Raw genomic sequence first — 17389 nt, forward strand, 5'->3', positions numbered from 1 at the left:
GCGGGGGTCTGGGTCACAGACTGGGCCAAAACCGTTGAAAAAGTGCGAACGGGGAATCGTTGCAAACAAGGCCAGCGCCATGCGACCCTAGCGGCAACCATGGAGGGTAATATGCGCAAGCTGGTACAGGTGATCTTGGCAGGGGCAATTGCGGTTTCGGGCCTGATATCAATGGCATCGGCGCAGGGCGCAGCACCGGATTTCCGCTTTATCGTCACCCAGGACATGGATTTCTACGGATCTGACCTGGACGCATTGTTCGATACCGACCTGCCATCTTGCGTTCGGGCCTGCAGTACACAAACGGCGTGCGCCGGTTTTACCTTCAATGCCCGCTCCAATGCCTGCTTCCCGAAATCCGCCGTCACGGACCGCACACCTTATGTCGGCGCGGTGTCCGCCGAAAAACTGCCGACGCTGGCCGCGGTTCGTTTGCGCGCCGAGATGCTGGTCAAATCCCTGGACTTTCTCACCAACGCTGACCGCACGGCGGCACGGACCCAGGCGCAGAACCTTGGTCTGATCCACCGCGCAGGCGGTCTGGATGTCGAAGCGTTGCTGGACGCGGCCCGGTCCCGCGCCGCCGCCGGTGATCCGCTTCAAGCGATGCGCTGGATGGGCGCTGCCGTGTCGCTGACCGATTTGTCGGTCTATTGGGCCGAATACAGCGATCTTTTGTTGGCCATCGAGTCCGGAAACAATTCCCAGCGCCGCGACTATCGCAATCGTGCCGTGTCGGCGGCAATCAACGCTTATCTACATGGCGAAAGCGCCAGCGCGCAAGCCCGTGCGCTGACCGTGCTGGCCACCGCGCTTGAGAAATCCGGGCGCGGGCGGCAGATGATCCCGGCTTTGCGGCTGGCCAACGACATCCAGCCGCGCGCCGATATCGAAGCGGCATTGGACAAAGCGATTGCCAAATACGGGTTCCGCATCACGGACAGCACCGTCGAAAGCGACGCCGCCGCGCCGCGCATCTGCGCGCAGTTTTCCGAACCGCTGGTCAAGGCGGGGGTCGATTATGAACCTTTCGTGCGCCTGCCCGATGCCTCGCTGGTTGTGCAGGCTGACGGCGACCAGCTGTGCATCGATGGGGTCGAACATGGCAAACGCTATCGTGTGACGCTCCGCCGGGGCCTGCCTGCCGCAAGTGGAGAGTTGCTTCATAAAGATGTCGACCTTACCCATTATGTCCGCGACCGCACGCCTGCGGTTCGCTTTCCGGGCCGGGCCTATGTCCTGCCGAAGGCCGCCGACGCGGCGTTGCCGGTCGAAACCGTTAATGTCACCGACCTTGATCTGACCCTGCGCCGGGTTAGTGACCGCAACCTGCTGCGCGCCATGCAGGACGGCTATTTCGGACGCCCCCTGTCAAAATGGGAAGACGAAGGTTTTGCCAGCGATGTCGCCGAAGATATCTGGTCCGGCACCGCGCAGGTTCAGACCGTCCTGAATCGTGAAATGACCACCCGCCTGCCGATGGGCGAGGCGATTGCCGCGCTGCCCGCCGGGATCTATGCGTTGCGCGCCCGCGTTCCGGGGGCCGATCCGTGGGACAATCCCAGCGCGACGCAATGGTTCGTGCTGTCCGATCTTGGCCTGTCCACCATGTCGGGCAATGACGGCCTGCATGTCACCGTGCGCAGCCTGTCCGACGCCCAGCCCAAGGCTGGCATCTCTGTCTCGCTGATCTCACGCGCCAATGCGGTTCTGGGAACGTCCGAAACCGACGCGCGGGGATATGCCCAATTCGACCCCGGCCTAACGCGCGGCACTGGCGGCGCGTCCCCGGCCATGGTGATCGCCGAACAGGGCGAGACCGATCTGGCGTTCCTTTCGCTCACCGATCCGGCGTTTGACCTCTCTGATCGGGGTGTCGAAGGCCGCGCTCCGGCCGGGCCAGTCGATGTGTTCCTAACTACTGACCGAGGCGCGTACCGCGCAGGCGAGACGATCTTTGCCACCGCTTTGGCGCGAAACGGGCAAGCCGATGCCATCCAAGGCCTGCCGCTGATCGCCATCCTGACCCGCCCTGACGGCGTTGAATACCGCCGCCTGATTTCCGACGGTGGCCGCGCTGGCGGGCATGTCTTTGCCCTGCCGGTCGGCACCTCGGCCCCGCGCGGCAGTTGGAAACTGGCGATCCATTCCGATCCGAAATCCCCGGCACTTGCCACTGAAACCCTGCTGGTCGAGGATTTCCTGCCTGAACGTATCGATTTCGACCTTGCTTTGCCAGATGCGCCGCTGCGCCCTGGTGACAGCCCGCCGCTGAGCATCGATGCTCGATATCTTTTTGGTGCCCCCGGCGCAGACCTGACCATCGACGGTCAGGTGCGCCTGCGCGCCAGCGACTCTATCGCCGCTTGGCCGGGCTATCGTTTTGGTCGTCACGATGCCGAACAGCGCACCGTCTCAAGTTACTTCGGTGGTAAGACCACAGACGCGCTTGGCAAGGCCGTCGTCCCCATCGAACTGCCGCGCCCCGAAAGCGAGGGCCAGCCGATGCAGGCCACGGTGATTGCCCGCCTTGCCGACGGGTCCGCCCGCCCGGTCGAACGCCGCCTGACCAAATCGGTTCAGCCCGCAGGCCCGGTGATTGGGATCAAACCGCTGTTTGACGATGTCGTGGCCGAAGGCAGCGACGCCGGGTTCCAGCTGATCGCCCTGTCGCCTGACCTGCAGCCTGCGCCCATGCGCGTCCGTTGGACTCTGAACCGCGTCGAAACCCGCTACCAGTGGTACCAGCTTTACGGCGACTGGAATTGGGAACCGATTACACGACGCTCCCGCATCGCCACCGGCGAAGCGGCCCTTGGCAGCGACCCGGTCCGCGTCTCATCCCCCGTCGACTGGGGCGAATACGAACTGGTCGTCGAACGCGTCGACGGCCCCTATGCAGCCGCCTCAGCCGATTTCTACGCAGGCTGGTACGTGTCCGCTGACGCGACCTCGACCCCTGACCGGCTTGAGCTGTCGCTGGACCGCGACGGCTATGCCCCCGGCGACACCGCGCAACTCAGGATCGTGCCGCGCATGGCCGGCACCGCGCTGATCACCGTCATGTCTGACCGCATCATCGCGCGTCAGGCCGTCGAAGTAACCCAAGGCGAAACCACCATCCCGCTGCAAGTCACGAAAGACTGGGGCGCAGGCGCCTATGTCACCGCCACCGTGATCCGACCGATGGACGTGGCCGCCGGTCAAAACCCGTCCCGCGCGCTGGGGCTGGCCTATGCGGCTGTCGAACCGGTTGGCAAACGTCTGAGCGTGACCATCGATGCGCCCGACGTCGCCCGCCCCCGCCAAACTCAGCGTGTGGGGGTCAAGGTCGATGGCGCGACCCAGGGCGATCAGGTCTGGCTGACCCTTGCTGCTATCGATGAAGGCATCCTGAACCTCACCGCGTTCCAGCCCCCTGATCCGCAGGGGTATTATTTTGGCCAGCGCCGCCTTGGCGTTGAATTGCGCGATGTCTATGGCCGCCTGATTGATGGCATGAACGGCGCGATGGGCACTGTCCGCTCTGGCGGCGACGCCGGGGCAGGGGGCCGCCTGCAATCCCCGCCGCCGACGCAAAAGCTGATGGCGCAGTTTAGCGGTATGGTCGAACTTGGCCCCGATGGCGCGGCCTTCGTCAACCTTGACCTGCCTGCCTTCAACGGCAACGTACGTCTCATGGCCGTGGCATGGTCGAACACGGCAGTCGGACAAGCCACCACAGACATGCTGGTGCGCGATCCGGTTGTGGTCACCGCGACTGTCCCACGTTTCCTTGCGCCGGGCGATCAGGCCCGCATCCTGATCGAAGCGGTCCACGCCGATGGCCCGACCGGAGACATGCAACTGGCGCTGCTCCCGTCCGGCGCGGGCCTGTCTCTTGGCGCTGCACCCGGCACCTTCACCCTGACCGAGGGCGCCAAGGCGAGCTTTACCATCCCCGTCACAGCGTATGCAGTCGGCGATCCCGGTTTTGACGTCATCCTGACCACCCCGGATGGCAAAACCCTGCGACAGACCCTGACCTTGCCTGTCCGCGCCAATGACCCTGTGGTCGCTCAGACCCGTCGCTTTGCGCTTGGATCGGGCGATGCGTTCACCTTCAGCGCGGATGTGTTTGCAGGTCTCAGACCCGGAACGGCCAAGGCAGTGCTGTCGGCAGGGCCGCTCGCGAAATTTGACGCGCCGGGCTTGCTGGCATCGCTCAACCGCTTTCCCTATGGCTGCACCGAACAGGTAACATCCAAGGCGCTGCCGCTGCTTTACCTGTCTTCCGTGGCGCAAGCGACCGGACTGGGCAACGGGCCCGAGGTCAACGACCGCATCGACGCCGCCATCCAGCGCATCCTGACCCGGCAGGCCACAAACGGCGCCTTCGGTCTTTGGCGCGCCGAATCCGGTGATTTCTGGCTTGATGCCTATGTCACGGACTTCCTTGGCCGTGCCCGCGCACAGGGGCACAGCGTGCCCGACCGCGCTTTTGATCAGGCGCTGGATAACCTGCGCAACCGGATCAACTATGCCCCCGACTTTGACTATGGCGGCGGCGATATCGCCTATGCGCTGATGGTTCTGGCCCGCGAAGGGGCCGCCGCCATGGGTGATCTGCGTTACTATGCGGATGTCAAAGGCGACGCCTTTGCGACGCCCATCGCGGCGGCTCAACTGGGCGCGGCACTGGCGGCCTACGGCGACCAACTCCGCGCTGATGCGATGTTCGCCCGCGCTGCGCGCATGATCGGAGGCGAAGGCAGCGAAGTCCCCGAATGGCGCGCCGACTATGGCACCAATCTGCGTGACACCGCCGCCGTTCTGGCGCTGGGAACCGAGGCTGGAAGCGCCGCGATCCAACCTGCTGTCCTGACCAGTCAGATCACCCGCGCCACCGCGACCATGTCAACGCAAGAAGCGGCCTGGACGCTTCTCGCCGCCCACGCCCTGATCAAATCGCCCGAACAATCCGGCCTGCGTGTCGATGGCGCGCCTGTTACCGGACCTTTCGTGCAAATCCTGGAAGACGACGCCACGGCCAAACCGCTGACAATCACCGCAGCCCAGGGCAAGGCGACGGATATCACGCTGACCACCATCGGCGTGCCGCAGGTGGCCCCACCGGCGGGCGGCACCGGCTATGGCATCCGCCGTCTGTATTTCACGATGGAAGGCGAAGCACTCGATCCGTCCAATGTTCGCGTCGGCGACCGGTTTGTGTCCGTGATCACAGTCGATGCATACGAAGCATTTGGTGGCCGCCTGATGGTCGACGATCCGCTTCCCGCAGGGTTCGAGATCGACAATCCCAGCCTGATGCAATCCGGCGACGTGCGCGCGCTGGATTGGCTTGAGCTGTCTCCCGCTGCACATTCCGAGTTCCGATCCGACCGCTTCCTGTCGGCCATCGACATGGTCCAGCCGGACACGGTGACATTGGCCTATGTCGTGCGCGCGGTAACGCCGGGCTCGTTCCACCACCCGGCGGCCTCGGTCGAAGACATGTACCGCCCGGCCTATCGCGCCCGCACCAGCACGGGGCGCATGGACATCGCCCAGTGACCGAAAACCTGATCGCGACGGCACATTGGCGGCGACTGGATTATAGCGGCCTGGTCACCCGATACGGCGACCTGTGGGAAGGACCGGTAAACGATGGCTAGGGCGCTTCTCACCTTTGCGACTCTGCTCTGGCTGGCCGCCATCGGACGCGATGCTGCAGACCGCTGGATCGACGCAACCCAACTGCCTGTTACCCTGCACGAAACCTCGGTTGAAATGCGCGACCGCAATGGCGATCTGCTGCGGGTCTATCCGGTCGCTGACGGGATCTGGCGGCTGCCGGTCCACCCCGATCAGATCGATCCGCAGTTCATCCAAATGCTGCTGCGCTATGAAGACAAACGGTTCGCAACCCATCATGGCGTCGACCCGATTGCCCTGACCCGCGCCGCCCTGCAAGCGCTGGTCAATGGCCACACCGTGTCGGGCGGGTCTACCCTGACGATGCAGGTCGCGCGCCTGCTCGAAGACGGCTCCACCGGCAAATGGTCCGGCAAGCTGCGCCAGATGCGCGTGGCCCTCGCGCTGGAACGCCGCCTGACCAAGCCCGAAATCCTGCGCCTTTACCTGACCCACGCCCCCTATGGCGGTAACCTGGAAGGCGTCCGGGCCGCGACCCTTGCGTGGTTCGGCAAAGAGCCCACGCGTCTGACCCCGTCCGAGGCTGCGCTGCTGGTTGCCCTGCCACAATCGCCCGAAACCCGCCGTCCTGACCGCCACCCCGACACCGCCCGCGCGGCACGTGACCGGGTGCTGGTCCGCATGGCTGCGCAAGATGTGCTGAAGGGCGAGGCGATGCGCGTTGCCCTCACGGTCAAAACACCCCGGACCATGCGGCCTTTCCCCCGGCTCGCCCCGCACCTGACCGACGCCACGCGCCAGACCGTTCCGCATCTGCCGCGCCATGATCTGACGCTGGAGGCCACCCTTCAGGCCAGCATGGAAACCCTGATCGCCACCGCTGCCCGCACCGCTGGCGACCGGACCTCTGCCGCCGTGATCATAGCGGATCACCACACAGGTGAGATCCTCGCCTCGGTCGGCTCTCCCGCGTATTCGGACGCCGACAACCGGCAGGGTTTTGTCGACATGACCCGCGCGATCCGCTCGCCCGGATCGACGCTGAAACCGCTGGTCTATGCGCTGGCCTTCGATCAGGGCCTCGCGCATCCCGAAACCCTGATCCATGACGGCCCGGTCCTGTTCGGTCGCTACAGCCCGCGCAATTTTGACGGCCAGTTTCGCGGCGACGTCCGCGTGCGCGAGGCGCTGCAACTGTCCCTGAACATCCCGGTGGTCAAGCTGACCGATGACCTTGGCCCGGCCCGTGTCATGGCCGCGATGGGTCGGGCAGGCGTCGACGCAAAACTGCCCGGCGGCAAACCCGGCCTTGCCATCGCGCTGGGCGGTGTCGGCGTCAGCCTGCACGATCTGGTCCAGCTGTACGCCGGTCTGGCTCAAGGCGGGCAGGGGCCGGCCCTGCACAGCTCCGGTTCGAAACAGGCCAGCAAACGCATCGTGTCTGATGTGGCCGCCTGGCATATCGGTGACATCCTGCGCGGCCTCGCCCCGCCGACCGGCGCCCCTGCCCGCGCTGTGGCCTATAAGACCGGCACGTCCTATGGCCATCGCGACGCCTGGGCGATTGGCTGGGACGGGCGGCATGTGATCGGGGTCTGGATGGGCCGGGCCGACGGCACCCCGGTGCCCGGCGCATTTGGAGGCGACCTCGCCGCGCCAATCCTGTTCGACGCCTTTGGTCTGCTGAAATCAGCCTTTGATCCTCTGCCGCCACCGCCACCCCACACCCTGATCACAGCCGCCGCAGACCTGCCGCAGCCCCTGCAACGCCATCGTCCGCGCGGCGGCACCGCTCAGACAGAAAACGCACCGCAAGTGACCTTCCCACCGGATGGAGCCCGACTGGCCGCAACCGGATCAGCCCTGGTGATCAAGTTGCGCGGCGGGCAGGCCCCGTTCACGGTGCTGGCCAATGGGGCCCCCGTCGCCACCAACCTGCACAGCCGCGAGATCGATATCCCAACCCCGGGCGCCGGGTTTTCAACACTGGTCATCGTCGATCGCGCCGGTCAAAGCGACCGGGTCACCGTGCATTTGAACGATTAGAGCGGACTGGCAGCACCGTTGACCTGCACGTCGCAGAACTGGCCCAGCATAGAAAACCGCTCCAAGCGCCGTTATTGGCGAAAACCTCAGCGAAGGACCGCTTTCGGGGTCAAATGGCTCATCACCGGGCGGTACGCGCGAAACCCATCACCCCGACTTCAATAGGGCCTCGATCACGGTTGATCGGGACTGAACCGCGCCGGTCTGCAAATATTCCATCGCTTTCAACGAAGCCTCATGAGCTTCGACAGAAGACCCACCGACACAATCCTCGACCACACGGCAGAAATAGTCCGATTGGTGCCCATCCACAAAGGTGTAATGCACGCACACATCCGTAAGGCCGCCACACAGGATCAACGTATCGACCTTCAAGCCCCGCAGCAGAATCTCGAAATCCGTCCCGAAGAACGCCGAATAACGCCGCTTGGGTACGATGTAATCGCCCTCGCGAAATCCCATTTCGTCCGTTGCGACGTCTGTCCGCGGGTCACCTTCAAGGCAATGCACATCCTCATCCCCATCAAGCTCTCGACCAAAGTCGATCAGGTCCGGTCTGTGAACTTCCTGAATGAAGATCACCGGCACGCCGCTGTCATGCGCGGCATCGACAAGATCACGCGCCGCGATCATACGGTCTTTGTAGCCGGGCATATTGTCGATCGAGCGCACCTCGCTGTCGTCGATAAAGGTGCTTTTCTGGATGTCGATGACGATCAGGGCGGGTTTGCCCTCGATCAGGTTGCGGGCCTGTTTGGTTTTGCTTGTCATCTTTTGTGTCCCTTTTCCTAATGTGCGTCAGCGCCCAGCAAGAACATTCCGGTGACCAGAAGAGCCAAGCCCAGAATGCCCGATATGCCGAGGGTTTGATTAAAAGCCATAACGCCCACGGCCACCGACCCGACCGAGCCGATGCCCGTCCAGATCGGATAAGCGATGCCCAGTGGCAGCCGCGTCATCGCGGCATAAAGCGCCACGAGGCTTGCGATCATGGCCAGTAACGTCAAGGCGCCAAGTGTCCATGAGAACCCTACGCCCAGCTTTTTCAAACCCGTCGCCCAAACGACTTCCAAAGCGCCAGCAGTTACAAGTAGTATCCACGCCATTTCGACCTCTTGCAGTGCAGGTCGTCCTGACAAAGCCCGGGTCAGGGCCGGGTCGTCCCGGCGGGCGGATCACCGTTCTGATACAATCGCGCGTTTAAGCTGTCAATTCCGGCGCGCTTGATCAGGAACCCGCGCACAACGCACTACCGCCGCCCTTCGCGCAACCAGCCTCCGACGATAAAGGCCGATGCGATCAGCAAAACCAACCACGCAGGCAGCAACGCCGTCTGCATCACGTCGCGCGTTTCATAAGCCCCACGCGGCACCAGCCCGATCCAGCCGCGCCCCGCCGCCGGGCGGCCTTCGCGCACCGACCGGATTTGGGGCAACCCGTCCTCCAGCCGCAGAATACCACCACGCAACGGCGCGATGACAGGCTCCAGCACATCGCCGGTGGCAATCGTCTGTTCGAACTCTTTCGGAGCCGCTGGCCCAAGTCCGATGACGGCTGTCTGCTCGCCCTCGGCCAACCGGTACAACCCGATCTCGGGACCGTCATAGGTTGCCTCATACCGCCCCGGGCTGACCTCGTCCAAGGCGCGCTCTTCGGTCACGCCATCCGGGCGGGTCACGATCACGGCGCCAACATTTTTGTTCAGCGTCCGCCGGATGATCCGCATCTGCTGGCCGGTGGCTTCGGCCCACAGCGCTTCTTCCTCAAGCTCGGGCTCTTTCATCATCCAGTGCGCCAGCCGCCGCAGCAGTTCCAACTGTGGTCCGCCGCCTTCGTACCCCCGGCTCCACAACCACGCATGATCCGACGCCAGCAACGCCACGCGCCCTTCGCCAACCCGATCCAGCACCAACAGCGGACGGTCTTCATAGCCGCTCATCAGCACGTGGCCCGACTGGGGTTCCACATCGATCTGGCGCAACCAGGATCCCCAGCTTTCGCCATCGCCCAGATCTGCCGTCACCGGATGCCGGCTGCCCTCGTCCGTCACCGTGGGGCGATACCGTTCCTCGATCACCCGCGCGCTGGGCTGTGCAGGAACCACGGGGGCCAACGGTGAGCGATAGATGCTGTCGGCAGTTGCAAAATCCGGTCCTGCCGCGATCAGTACGGCACCGCCGTCATTCACGTAACTGGCCACATTATCCAGATAGATCGCGGGCAGGATGCCCCGCCGCTTGTAGCGATCAAAGATGATCAGATCGAAATCATCGATCTTTTCCAGAAACAGTTCTCGCGTCGGGAATGCGATCAGCGACAGTTCATCCACCGGCACGCCGTCCTGCTTTTCCGGGGGGCGCAGAATGGTGAAATGCACCAGATCGACCGAGCTGTCTGATTTCAGCAGATTGCGCCACGTACGTCCGCCGGGATGCGGTTCGCCCGACACCAGAAGCACCCGCAGCCGGTCGCGCACACCGTTGATCTGGATCAGCGCCGTGTTGTTGCGGTCGGTGATCTCGCCTTCGGCTTCCGGCACGGTAAACTGAATCACGTTGCGCCCGCCATGGGGCAGGGTGATCGGCAATTCGAAATCCTGCCCGACTGGCATGGCATAGCTTTCCGGTGGCCCGCCATCGACCGACAGCTCGATCGTTGCGCCTTCAACATCTGCCGGAACCGCCCCGATATCCTCGATCCGGATGGTCAGGGTCACGGGTTCGCCGATGATCGCAAACGCCGGGGCGTTGCGCACAATCAACCGCCGGTCCCAGTCGGGTTCCCGACCGGTCAACAACAGATGCAAAGGCGCGGGCAGGGCCGGGGCCAGATCAGCATCATGCACCCGCCCGTCCGAAAGGGCTATGATCCCGGCGATTCGCGCGCGGGGTTCTTCGGCCAAGGCGGCAGACAAGGCTGTCATCAGCTCGGTCCCGCCGTCGCCCTCGCCATCGCGCAGAGTGACCCGGCGCAATTCGGTATTGGGGCGCCCCGAGATCCGATCCGCCAGCGCCTCGGCAGCCTCGGCCATTTGCGCCGGACGATCCGACAGCGACTGGCTGGCGCTTTCATCCTCAAGCAGCACGACGATATCCGTCAAAGGCGCCCGGTCCTCGACCTGATAAACCGGCCCGGCCAGCGCCCCCAGCAAGGCCAGCGCGCCCAATGCGCGCAACGGCCAGCCCACCAGACCGCGCCAGACTGCCAAAACCACCCCAGCCAGCGCCAAAACGGCCAACCCGACCAGAAACGGCCACGGGATCAGAGGGTCAAAAATCACGGTTCCGGTCATTGGCCCAACCTGTCCAGCAGCGCAGGCACATGGACCTGATCCGATTTGTAGTTCCCGGTCAGCACATGCATCACCAGATTGACGCCAAAGCGATAGGCCAACTCGCGCTGTCGTTCGCCCGAATACCCGCGCCCGACGGGAAACAGCGTGCGCCCGTCCTTGTCCGTGGCCCAGGCCGAGGCCCAGTCGTTGCCGCCGATCACCACCGGCGTCACCCCGTCATTGAGGTTGCGAAACGGCATGCCTTCGATCTGTTCGGCGTCGGGCGGCGCGGCTTCGACCCAGATGTCGCGGCTGGTATGACGGCCGGGAAAGTCCTGCAACAAATAGAACGTGCGCGTCAGCACATGATCGGGCGGCAAAGGCTCCAATGGCGGAATGTCCAGCGGGGCCGCCAATTGCTGCAGCTTGCGACCATTCGGGCTGGCCGCACCAAACCCGGCAATATCGGCATCTCGCGTATCAAACAGGATCATCCCACCTGACCGTAAATAGGCGTTCAGCTTGGTGTAAGCCTCATCCGACGGGATCGGCTGATCCGGTGTGATCGGCCAATACAGTAGCGGGAAAAACGCCAGTTCGTCCCGCTCCAGATCCACGCCAATCGGATTCGACGGCTCGACCGAGGTGCGGAAAAACAGCGTGTCGGACAGACCCAGCAAACCGGCAAACGCCGTGTCATCAATCGTCGCATTGCCGGTCAGCACATGCGCCAACGTCATCTCGGACGTGGCCGCAATCGCCAGATCGGTGTCGCTCTCCTGCGCGTCAACGGGCTGTGCCTGGCCAAGAGCAACCACCAGTACCAAGGCCGTCATCCCCCGACGCGGCAAACCCAAGCGCCCGCCCAGGGCCAGCGACGCGATGATATCAGCGGTCAGCAAGATCAGCGCCAAGGCCAGCAACAGCCCGCCCAGGGGCTGTTCATCTTCAACCCCCAACCCGATCACCGGGACCGAGGCAGGCCACTCTGCAACTTGTAACGCGACATCCGTTGCCAAAACGTTACGGGCAATCCTGCGGGCTTCGTTGCCATAGACACCGGGCCTCAGATTTGGCCCCAACGCGTCTGTCACCAGCGCCGCGCCTTCCACGCCCGGAAGCGTTCCGGCATCCGCCATCTGCCCAAAGCCATCCATCACCCGAACCGGGCTCCACGTGGTGCCCTCAAGGTTGACGGCGGTCTGCGCCTTGGCCGCAGACGATACCGCCAGCCGGTCCAGCATTTCCACGAACAGCCCCGACAATGGCAGGCTCGACCATTCCGCATCCGCCGTGACATGAAACAGCACGATCTGCCCCAGCCCCAGCGGCTTGCGCGTCACCAACGGAGTGCCATCACTCAGCGCGGCAATCACCCGGTCGGCCAGATTGGGATCGGGCTGCGCCATCACCTGCGTCGACACGGTGACATCAGCGGGCACCCGCAGCCCGTAAAACGGCGAACTTTCAAGGAACGGTGCGAGGCTTTTCGCCTCGCCCCAGCTCATCGCGCCGCCGACACTGCGCCCGCCCCCCCGCAGCCGCACCGGCAACAGCGGGTCTTCGGCGTCACGGCCCAGATCGCTGGCCGCCATCCGCGGTCCGGCAAAGCGCAGCAACAGCCCGCCGTCTTCGATCCATTCGGTCAGTTCAGCCTGTTCCTGCGATGACAGGGTCACGACATCGGCCAGCGCAATCACATCCGGATTGGCGGGCAGCACCTCAAGCAGTGATCCGTCAACAAACTCGGCGCTCGGCACCAGAACCTGCGTCAGGTAATGCAGCGGAGACAACAGCTCCAACCCCTCGCGGTTCTGACGTCCGGCAATCAACGCCACCTCGCGCCGCCGCAGGCTGTCATCGGTCAGGGTCACGGACCCGGCTGATCGCTGGCCTTCCAGTTCAAACCGCGTCACCCGCGCACGCAATTCCGACGGCATCGACAACGCGACCTGAGCCGTCAGATCTCCGGCTTCAAACTGCGCCTCAACCTTGTCCAATACCCGCACCGTGCCGGACGGGTCCGGCCCCAAAGCAAGGATCACCTGGTTGCGGGCTGGCCCCGGCAAGGACCGCGCCAAAGACAATTGCACCGCGCCATCCTCAAACGTCACAGGCTCAAGCCCGATGACCGGAGCGCCCGACTGAAACACCGTCACGCTGCCGCGGGCCTGCAACGCTTCCAGCACGGTTTCACGCCCGGCATATTCCAACCCGTCGCCCAGCCAATAACTGTCGACCGCACCCGGCATCGCGTCGATGTGGGCCAACGCCGCCTCGATCTGATCAGGTCCGGGCAACCACGCGGCGGGCTTCAACCCCGGCAACCGGCTTTGCACCACACCTGCAGATTGAAAGGCAACCGCCTCGGGATCGGACAGCCGCAACAGCGCCACCGGACGCCCCGACCGCCCGGCCTCGGCCAGTTGCGCGTCGATCAGATCGACCCGATCGGCCCAGCCCGTGGCCCCGGCCCAACTGGCGTCCAGCACCAGCAGCAATGGCCCCGATCCATCATCCGCCTGACGCGGGTTCAGAACCGGACCGGCCAGCCCGATAATCACCGCCGCCAGCGCCAGCATGCGCAGCAACAACAGCCACCACGGGGTGCGGTCCGATATGCTTTCGTCGTCCTTCAGACCCAACAGAAGCGATACGCCCGGAAACGCCACACGGCGCGGCGCAGGCGGCACCGCCCGCAGGATGATCCACAGGATCGGCAGCGCCAGCAGCCCCAGCAACAACCACGGGGTCGCAAACCCGATGCCCGCAAGAATGGTCATCGTGTGCCCCCGTCCAGTGCCCGGTACAGCCACAGCAACGCCGATTGCGCGCTGTCGCCAGTATGATGCAGCCCCAGATGCCAGCCGGTAACCCGGCACAACTGGGCCAGTTCTTCTTTGCGCTCGGCCAGCCGATCCTGATACCGCGTGCGCAATTCACCGGCCTTCAAAGTCTCATGCACCAGCGTGCCGCCGATGCTTTGAAAAATCGTGCGTCCCTGAAACGGAAACATCTCTTCGCTTGGGTCCAGCACCTGCAGGATCACCCCGCGCACGCCACGATCTGCGGCCTTGGTCAGGGCCAGCCTGACCTCATCCATCTCACCCAGAAAATCCGAGATAAAAACCGCCCGCGCATGCGGGATCATCGACCGGTGTTCGGGGGGCGAATAATCTTCGGGCTGGTCCTGTGTCAGGCTTTCGGCCAGCCGATAGACCTGATTGTTGCCGCGCCGGGGCGGCAATGTCGTTCCGCTCAGCCCCACGCGTTCGCCGCCGCGCACCAACAGGATCGCCGTGGCCAGCCCCAGCAGCCGCGCGCGCTCGACCTTGTCCGGCAGCTCTTTACCGGATGAAAACCGCATCGAGGCGCCCTGATCGACCCACAGCATCACCGATTGCGCAATCTGCCATTCGCGTTCGCGTACGAATTGCTGATCCCCCCGGGCCGAGCGGCGATGGTCGATCATCCGCTTGCTGTCACCCATCTGAACCGGGCGGTATTGCCAGAAATCATCGCCCAGACCAGCCCGTCGCCGACCATGGTCCCCCAGCAGAACGGTGCCTGCCAGATGCTCGGCCCGCGCCAACAGCGGCGGCAGTCGGCCGGCTTCACTTTCCGAGCGTTCGCGAAGGGAACTGGCAGATGTCACGCGGCGGCCCCGGCCTGTGCGGTCGGGGTCAGACTGGCAGCGGTGTCGCGGATCAGACCGGCAAGGCTGTCGCCCCGCGCCCGTGCTGCAAAGGTCAGCGCCATCCGGTGGCTCAGCACCGGTTGCGCCATGTCGATCACGTCATCCACATTCGGGGCCAACCGTCCCTGCAACAACGCCCGTGCGCGCACCGTCATCATCAACGCCTGCGCCGCACGCGGCCCCGGCCCCCAGGACACGGTTTCGGCCACACGATCAGACACATCCGCCTCTTCGGGGCGGAAGGCGCGCACCAGATCCAAAATCATCTCGACCACAGAGTCGCCCACCGGCATCCGCCGCAACAGGGTCTGTGCTGCGATCAATTCGTCAGCCGTAAACACTGCGTGGGCCTCATCCTCGGTCACACCGGTTGTGGCCAGCAGGATGTCCCGCTCGGTCGCGCGATCCGGATATTCCACATCGATCTGAACCAGAAACCGGTCCAGCTGCGCTTCGGGCAGGGGATAGGTGCCTTCCTGTTCAATCGGGTTCTGCGTGGCCAGCACATGAAACGGCGCCTCAAGCGCGCGATCTTCGCCCGCCACGGTCACCGTGCGCTCCTGCATCGCCTGCAACAGCGCCGATTGTGTCCGCGGACTGGCGCGGTTGATTTCATCGGCCATCAGCAACTGGCAAAAGATCGGCCCCGGCACAAACCGAAACGCCCGCGACCCGTCGGGCGCGGTATCCAACACTTCCGAGCCCAGAATATCCGCCGGCATCAGATCCGGCGTGAACTGGATCCGGTTGCCATCCAGCCCCATCACCGTCGACAGGGTTTCAACCAGCCGCGTCTTGCCCAGACCGGGCAAACCGATCAGCAGCGCGTGTCCACCGCACAACAATGCGGCCAGGGTCAGGTCGACAACCCGTTCCTGCCCGATGAACCGGCGGGTGATCGAGGCGCGCGCCTCGGCCAGCTTGGCTTCGAGCGCTTCGATTTCCGTAACAAGGTCGGCAGGATCGGACATGACATTCCCTTCGTGGCACTTATATAGCCTTAGTGTATCTCGCCGGAACGAAATGGCAAAAGCAATGAGCGGACAAAAAGTCGTTACCCCAAGTGCAGAGGGCATCGCAGATGCGATTCGCGCCACCAAAAGTCGCGGTTTACCGCCTGTTCACCTGTGGAACCCGCCGTTTTGCGGCGATCTGGACATGCGGATCGCACGCGATGGCACATGGTTTTATTTGGGCACTCCCATAGGCCGACCCGCGCTGGTGCGGCTATTTTCGTCCATTCTGAAGAAAGAAGGTCACAAATACGTTCTCGTGACCCCGGTCGAAAAGGTGGGAATCACCGTTGACGACGCGCCTTTCGTCGCCGTCGATTACGAGGTGACCGGGGATGGCCCCGATCAGACCCTGACCTTCACCACCCATGTCGGCGACACTGCCGTGGCCGGACCCGACCATCCGATCCGGGTTGAACGCGACCCCGAAACAGGTGAGCCGTCCCCCTACGTGCTGATCCGCGCAAACCTTGAGGCGCTGATCGATCGCAAAAGCTTTTACCGCCTGGTCGATATCGGCACCCATAACGATGGCTGGTTCGGCCTGTGGTCCTCGGGCCAGTTCTTCCCGATCATCCCGTCGGATGACCTTACCAGCACATAATCAACCCGCATCCGCACCGTCCGAAGCCATCCACAATCCCACGCTTGCCGAGCCATCGAAAGCGTGACCTGGGTTCAAAGGGGCAAGTGATAAGAAAGCGCCCACAACCGCACTGTGCAAGCAACTGGCTTTGCAAAGCCCAAAAATTGCCACCAACACGACCTTAGTGCCCAATGCAGATAATGGCAGGAATGAGCCCTAATTAGCGAGCGCCCACGCCACGACGAACGTCTGCTTCCGTAGCACAACTCACGACCTATGCATCAACCCGCCATGACAAGTAACTCAACAAGCTTTCGAGGTGCCTACCGTAAGTTATACCGTCCTCAATTTTTTATGCAAAAGTTAAGCGGATAGTATGGAGGTAAGTTATTGTGGGGTTCACCGGAGCCATTTGAAGAAATACTCCCAGTTGGAATGAGAGCGTCCACAGCAACAATTGTTCCTAGCGCAGGGCTTTTTTTGTCATTGTAAGCCTCCGAGCCTTTCCCTGCCAACTGAATAGCCGACCCAGTAAAGGTGTGGTCATGGCTAGGCATCTCCATTTTCGAGATAATATGCGTTTCTTCTCCACCGCTTCTGCTCAACTCATATGTTGATAGCGGAATAGGTGGGCTCAGATTGCCATCTGGCAAAACCTTCTGCCATGTATCATGCTTTGAGTGTGTCGAAGTTCCAGCTCCCACAATAAAACGCCCAGTTGCTTCGGTGTAAGGTCGCCAGCCGTTTTTTGGGCAATCCTGATCAAAGGCCAACACTGCGCCTGTTGGTACACCAATTCCTACGTCAATTGACTGAATTGCGTTCCACATTGCATAGATTGCTCCGAGCGTCAGGGCTGTCAGTACACCAACGATGACTTTTTCTTTAACGCTATTGAACATGAAAACTCGTTCTCCTCTTAATCTCCACAGCTACATGGTCTGTTTTTAGATTTTGGCAATTATAACACGGAGCGATACCCATTCATAATGCTGTTTATGCGCCGACGGCCCCGAAAGCTTACATTCAGTGCACACGCGGCGAATTCGCGCTTTGTCCGCATCGCTGTCGTTCACACAGAATGCAGCGAAGGTCAGCAAACCACTCAACGTGCTGGAAAGCCGTGCCTGCTTTTGCCT

General features: G+C 63.1%; 10 protein-coding genes. 3 read left to right on the forward strand and 7 right to left on the reverse strand.

Going from position 1 to position 17389, the window contains the following annotated elements; all coding sequences use genetic code 11:
* Nucleotides 1–111: 111 nt before the first annotated feature.
* Together FOY56_RS17220 and pbpC are read left to right on the forward strand one after the other, a co-directional pair.
* Nucleotides 112–5553, forward strand: coding sequence for an alpha-2-macroglobulin family protein (locus FOY56_RS17220; RefSeq protein ID WP_186766371.1), 5442 nt, complete (start codon nucleotides 112–114; stop codon nucleotides 5551–5553).
* Between the two features lie 93 nt (nucleotides 5554–5646).
* Entirely contained in the window at nucleotides 5647–7680 is a 2034-nt protein-coding gene (gene pbpC, locus FOY56_RS17225) for a penicillin-binding protein 1C (RefSeq protein ID WP_146347114.1), read from the forward strand.
* 147 nt (nucleotides 7681–7827) lie between these two features.
* Here the strand turns inward: pbpC and FOY56_RS17230 are convergent, their stop codons facing one another.
* The 6 genes from FOY56_RS17230 to FOY56_RS17255 all read right to left on the reverse strand — a co-directional run bounded on the left by FOY56_RS17230 (nucleotide 7828) and on the right by FOY56_RS17255 (nucleotide 15622).
* Nucleotides 7828–8451, reverse strand: a complete 624-nt coding sequence (locus tag FOY56_RS17230; RefSeq protein WP_146347115.1) for a cysteine hydrolase family protein — start codon at nucleotides 8449–8451, stop codon at nucleotides 7828–7830.
* Nucleotides 8452–8468: 17 nt separating this feature from the next.
* Complete coding sequence (locus FOY56_RS17235) at nucleotides 8469–8786, reverse strand: DMT family transporter (protein WP_146347116.1); 318 nt, start codon at nucleotides 8784–8786, stop codon at nucleotides 8469–8471.
* Nucleotides 8787–8929: 143 nt separating this feature from the next.
* Complete coding sequence (locus FOY56_RS17240) at nucleotides 8930–10972, reverse strand: hypothetical protein (RefSeq protein ID WP_146347117.1); 2043 nt, start codon at nucleotides 10970–10972, stop codon at nucleotides 8930–8932.
* Nucleotides 10969–13737, reverse strand: a complete 2769-nt coding sequence (locus FOY56_RS17245) for a DUF4159 domain-containing protein (protein ID WP_146347118.1) — start codon at nucleotides 13735–13737, stop codon at nucleotides 10969–10971. Before FOY56_RS17245 ends, FOY56_RS17240 begins: the two co-directional genes overlap by 4 nt.
* Nucleotides 13734–14609: a DUF58 domain-containing protein gene (locus FOY56_RS17250; protein ID WP_146347119.1), complete on the reverse strand. Its 876-nt coding sequence runs from the start codon at nucleotides 14607–14609 to the stop codon at nucleotides 13734–13736. The genes FOY56_RS17245 and FOY56_RS17250 overlap by 4 nt, the downstream gene beginning before the upstream one ends.
* A complete protein-coding gene (locus FOY56_RS17255) occupies nucleotides 14606–15622 on the reverse strand; it encodes an AAA family ATPase (RefSeq protein WP_146347120.1) in 1017 nt (338 codons plus the stop codon). Before FOY56_RS17255 ends, FOY56_RS17250 begins: the two co-directional genes overlap by 4 nt.
* 64 nt (nucleotides 15623–15686) lie before the next feature.
* Between FOY56_RS17255 and FOY56_RS17260 the strand changes: the two genes are divergently transcribed.
* Nucleotides 15687–16268 carry a DUF1285 domain-containing protein gene (locus FOY56_RS17260; RefSeq protein WP_146347121.1) on the forward strand — a complete coding sequence of 194 codons (582 nt, stop codon included), beginning with the start codon at nucleotides 15687–15689 and terminating at the stop codon, nucleotides 16266–16268.
* 326 nt (nucleotides 16269–16594) lie between these two features.
* On the opposite strand, the gene FOY56_RS17265 is transcribed toward FOY56_RS17260, so the two are convergent.
* The gene (locus FOY56_RS17265; RefSeq protein ID WP_146347122.1) at nucleotides 16595–17152 is read right to left on the reverse strand and encodes a hypothetical protein; all 558 of its coding nucleotides are present in this window, start codon (nucleotides 17150–17152) and stop codon (nucleotides 16595–16597) included.
* Nucleotides 17153–17389: the final 237 nt, after the last annotated feature.

The organism is Falsiphaeobacter marinintestinus, from assembly GCF_007923355.1.
In the GTDB taxonomy this organism is placed as follows: domain Bacteria; phylum Pseudomonadota; class Alphaproteobacteria; order Rhodobacterales; family Rhodobacteraceae; genus Phaeobacter_A; species Phaeobacter_A marinintestinus.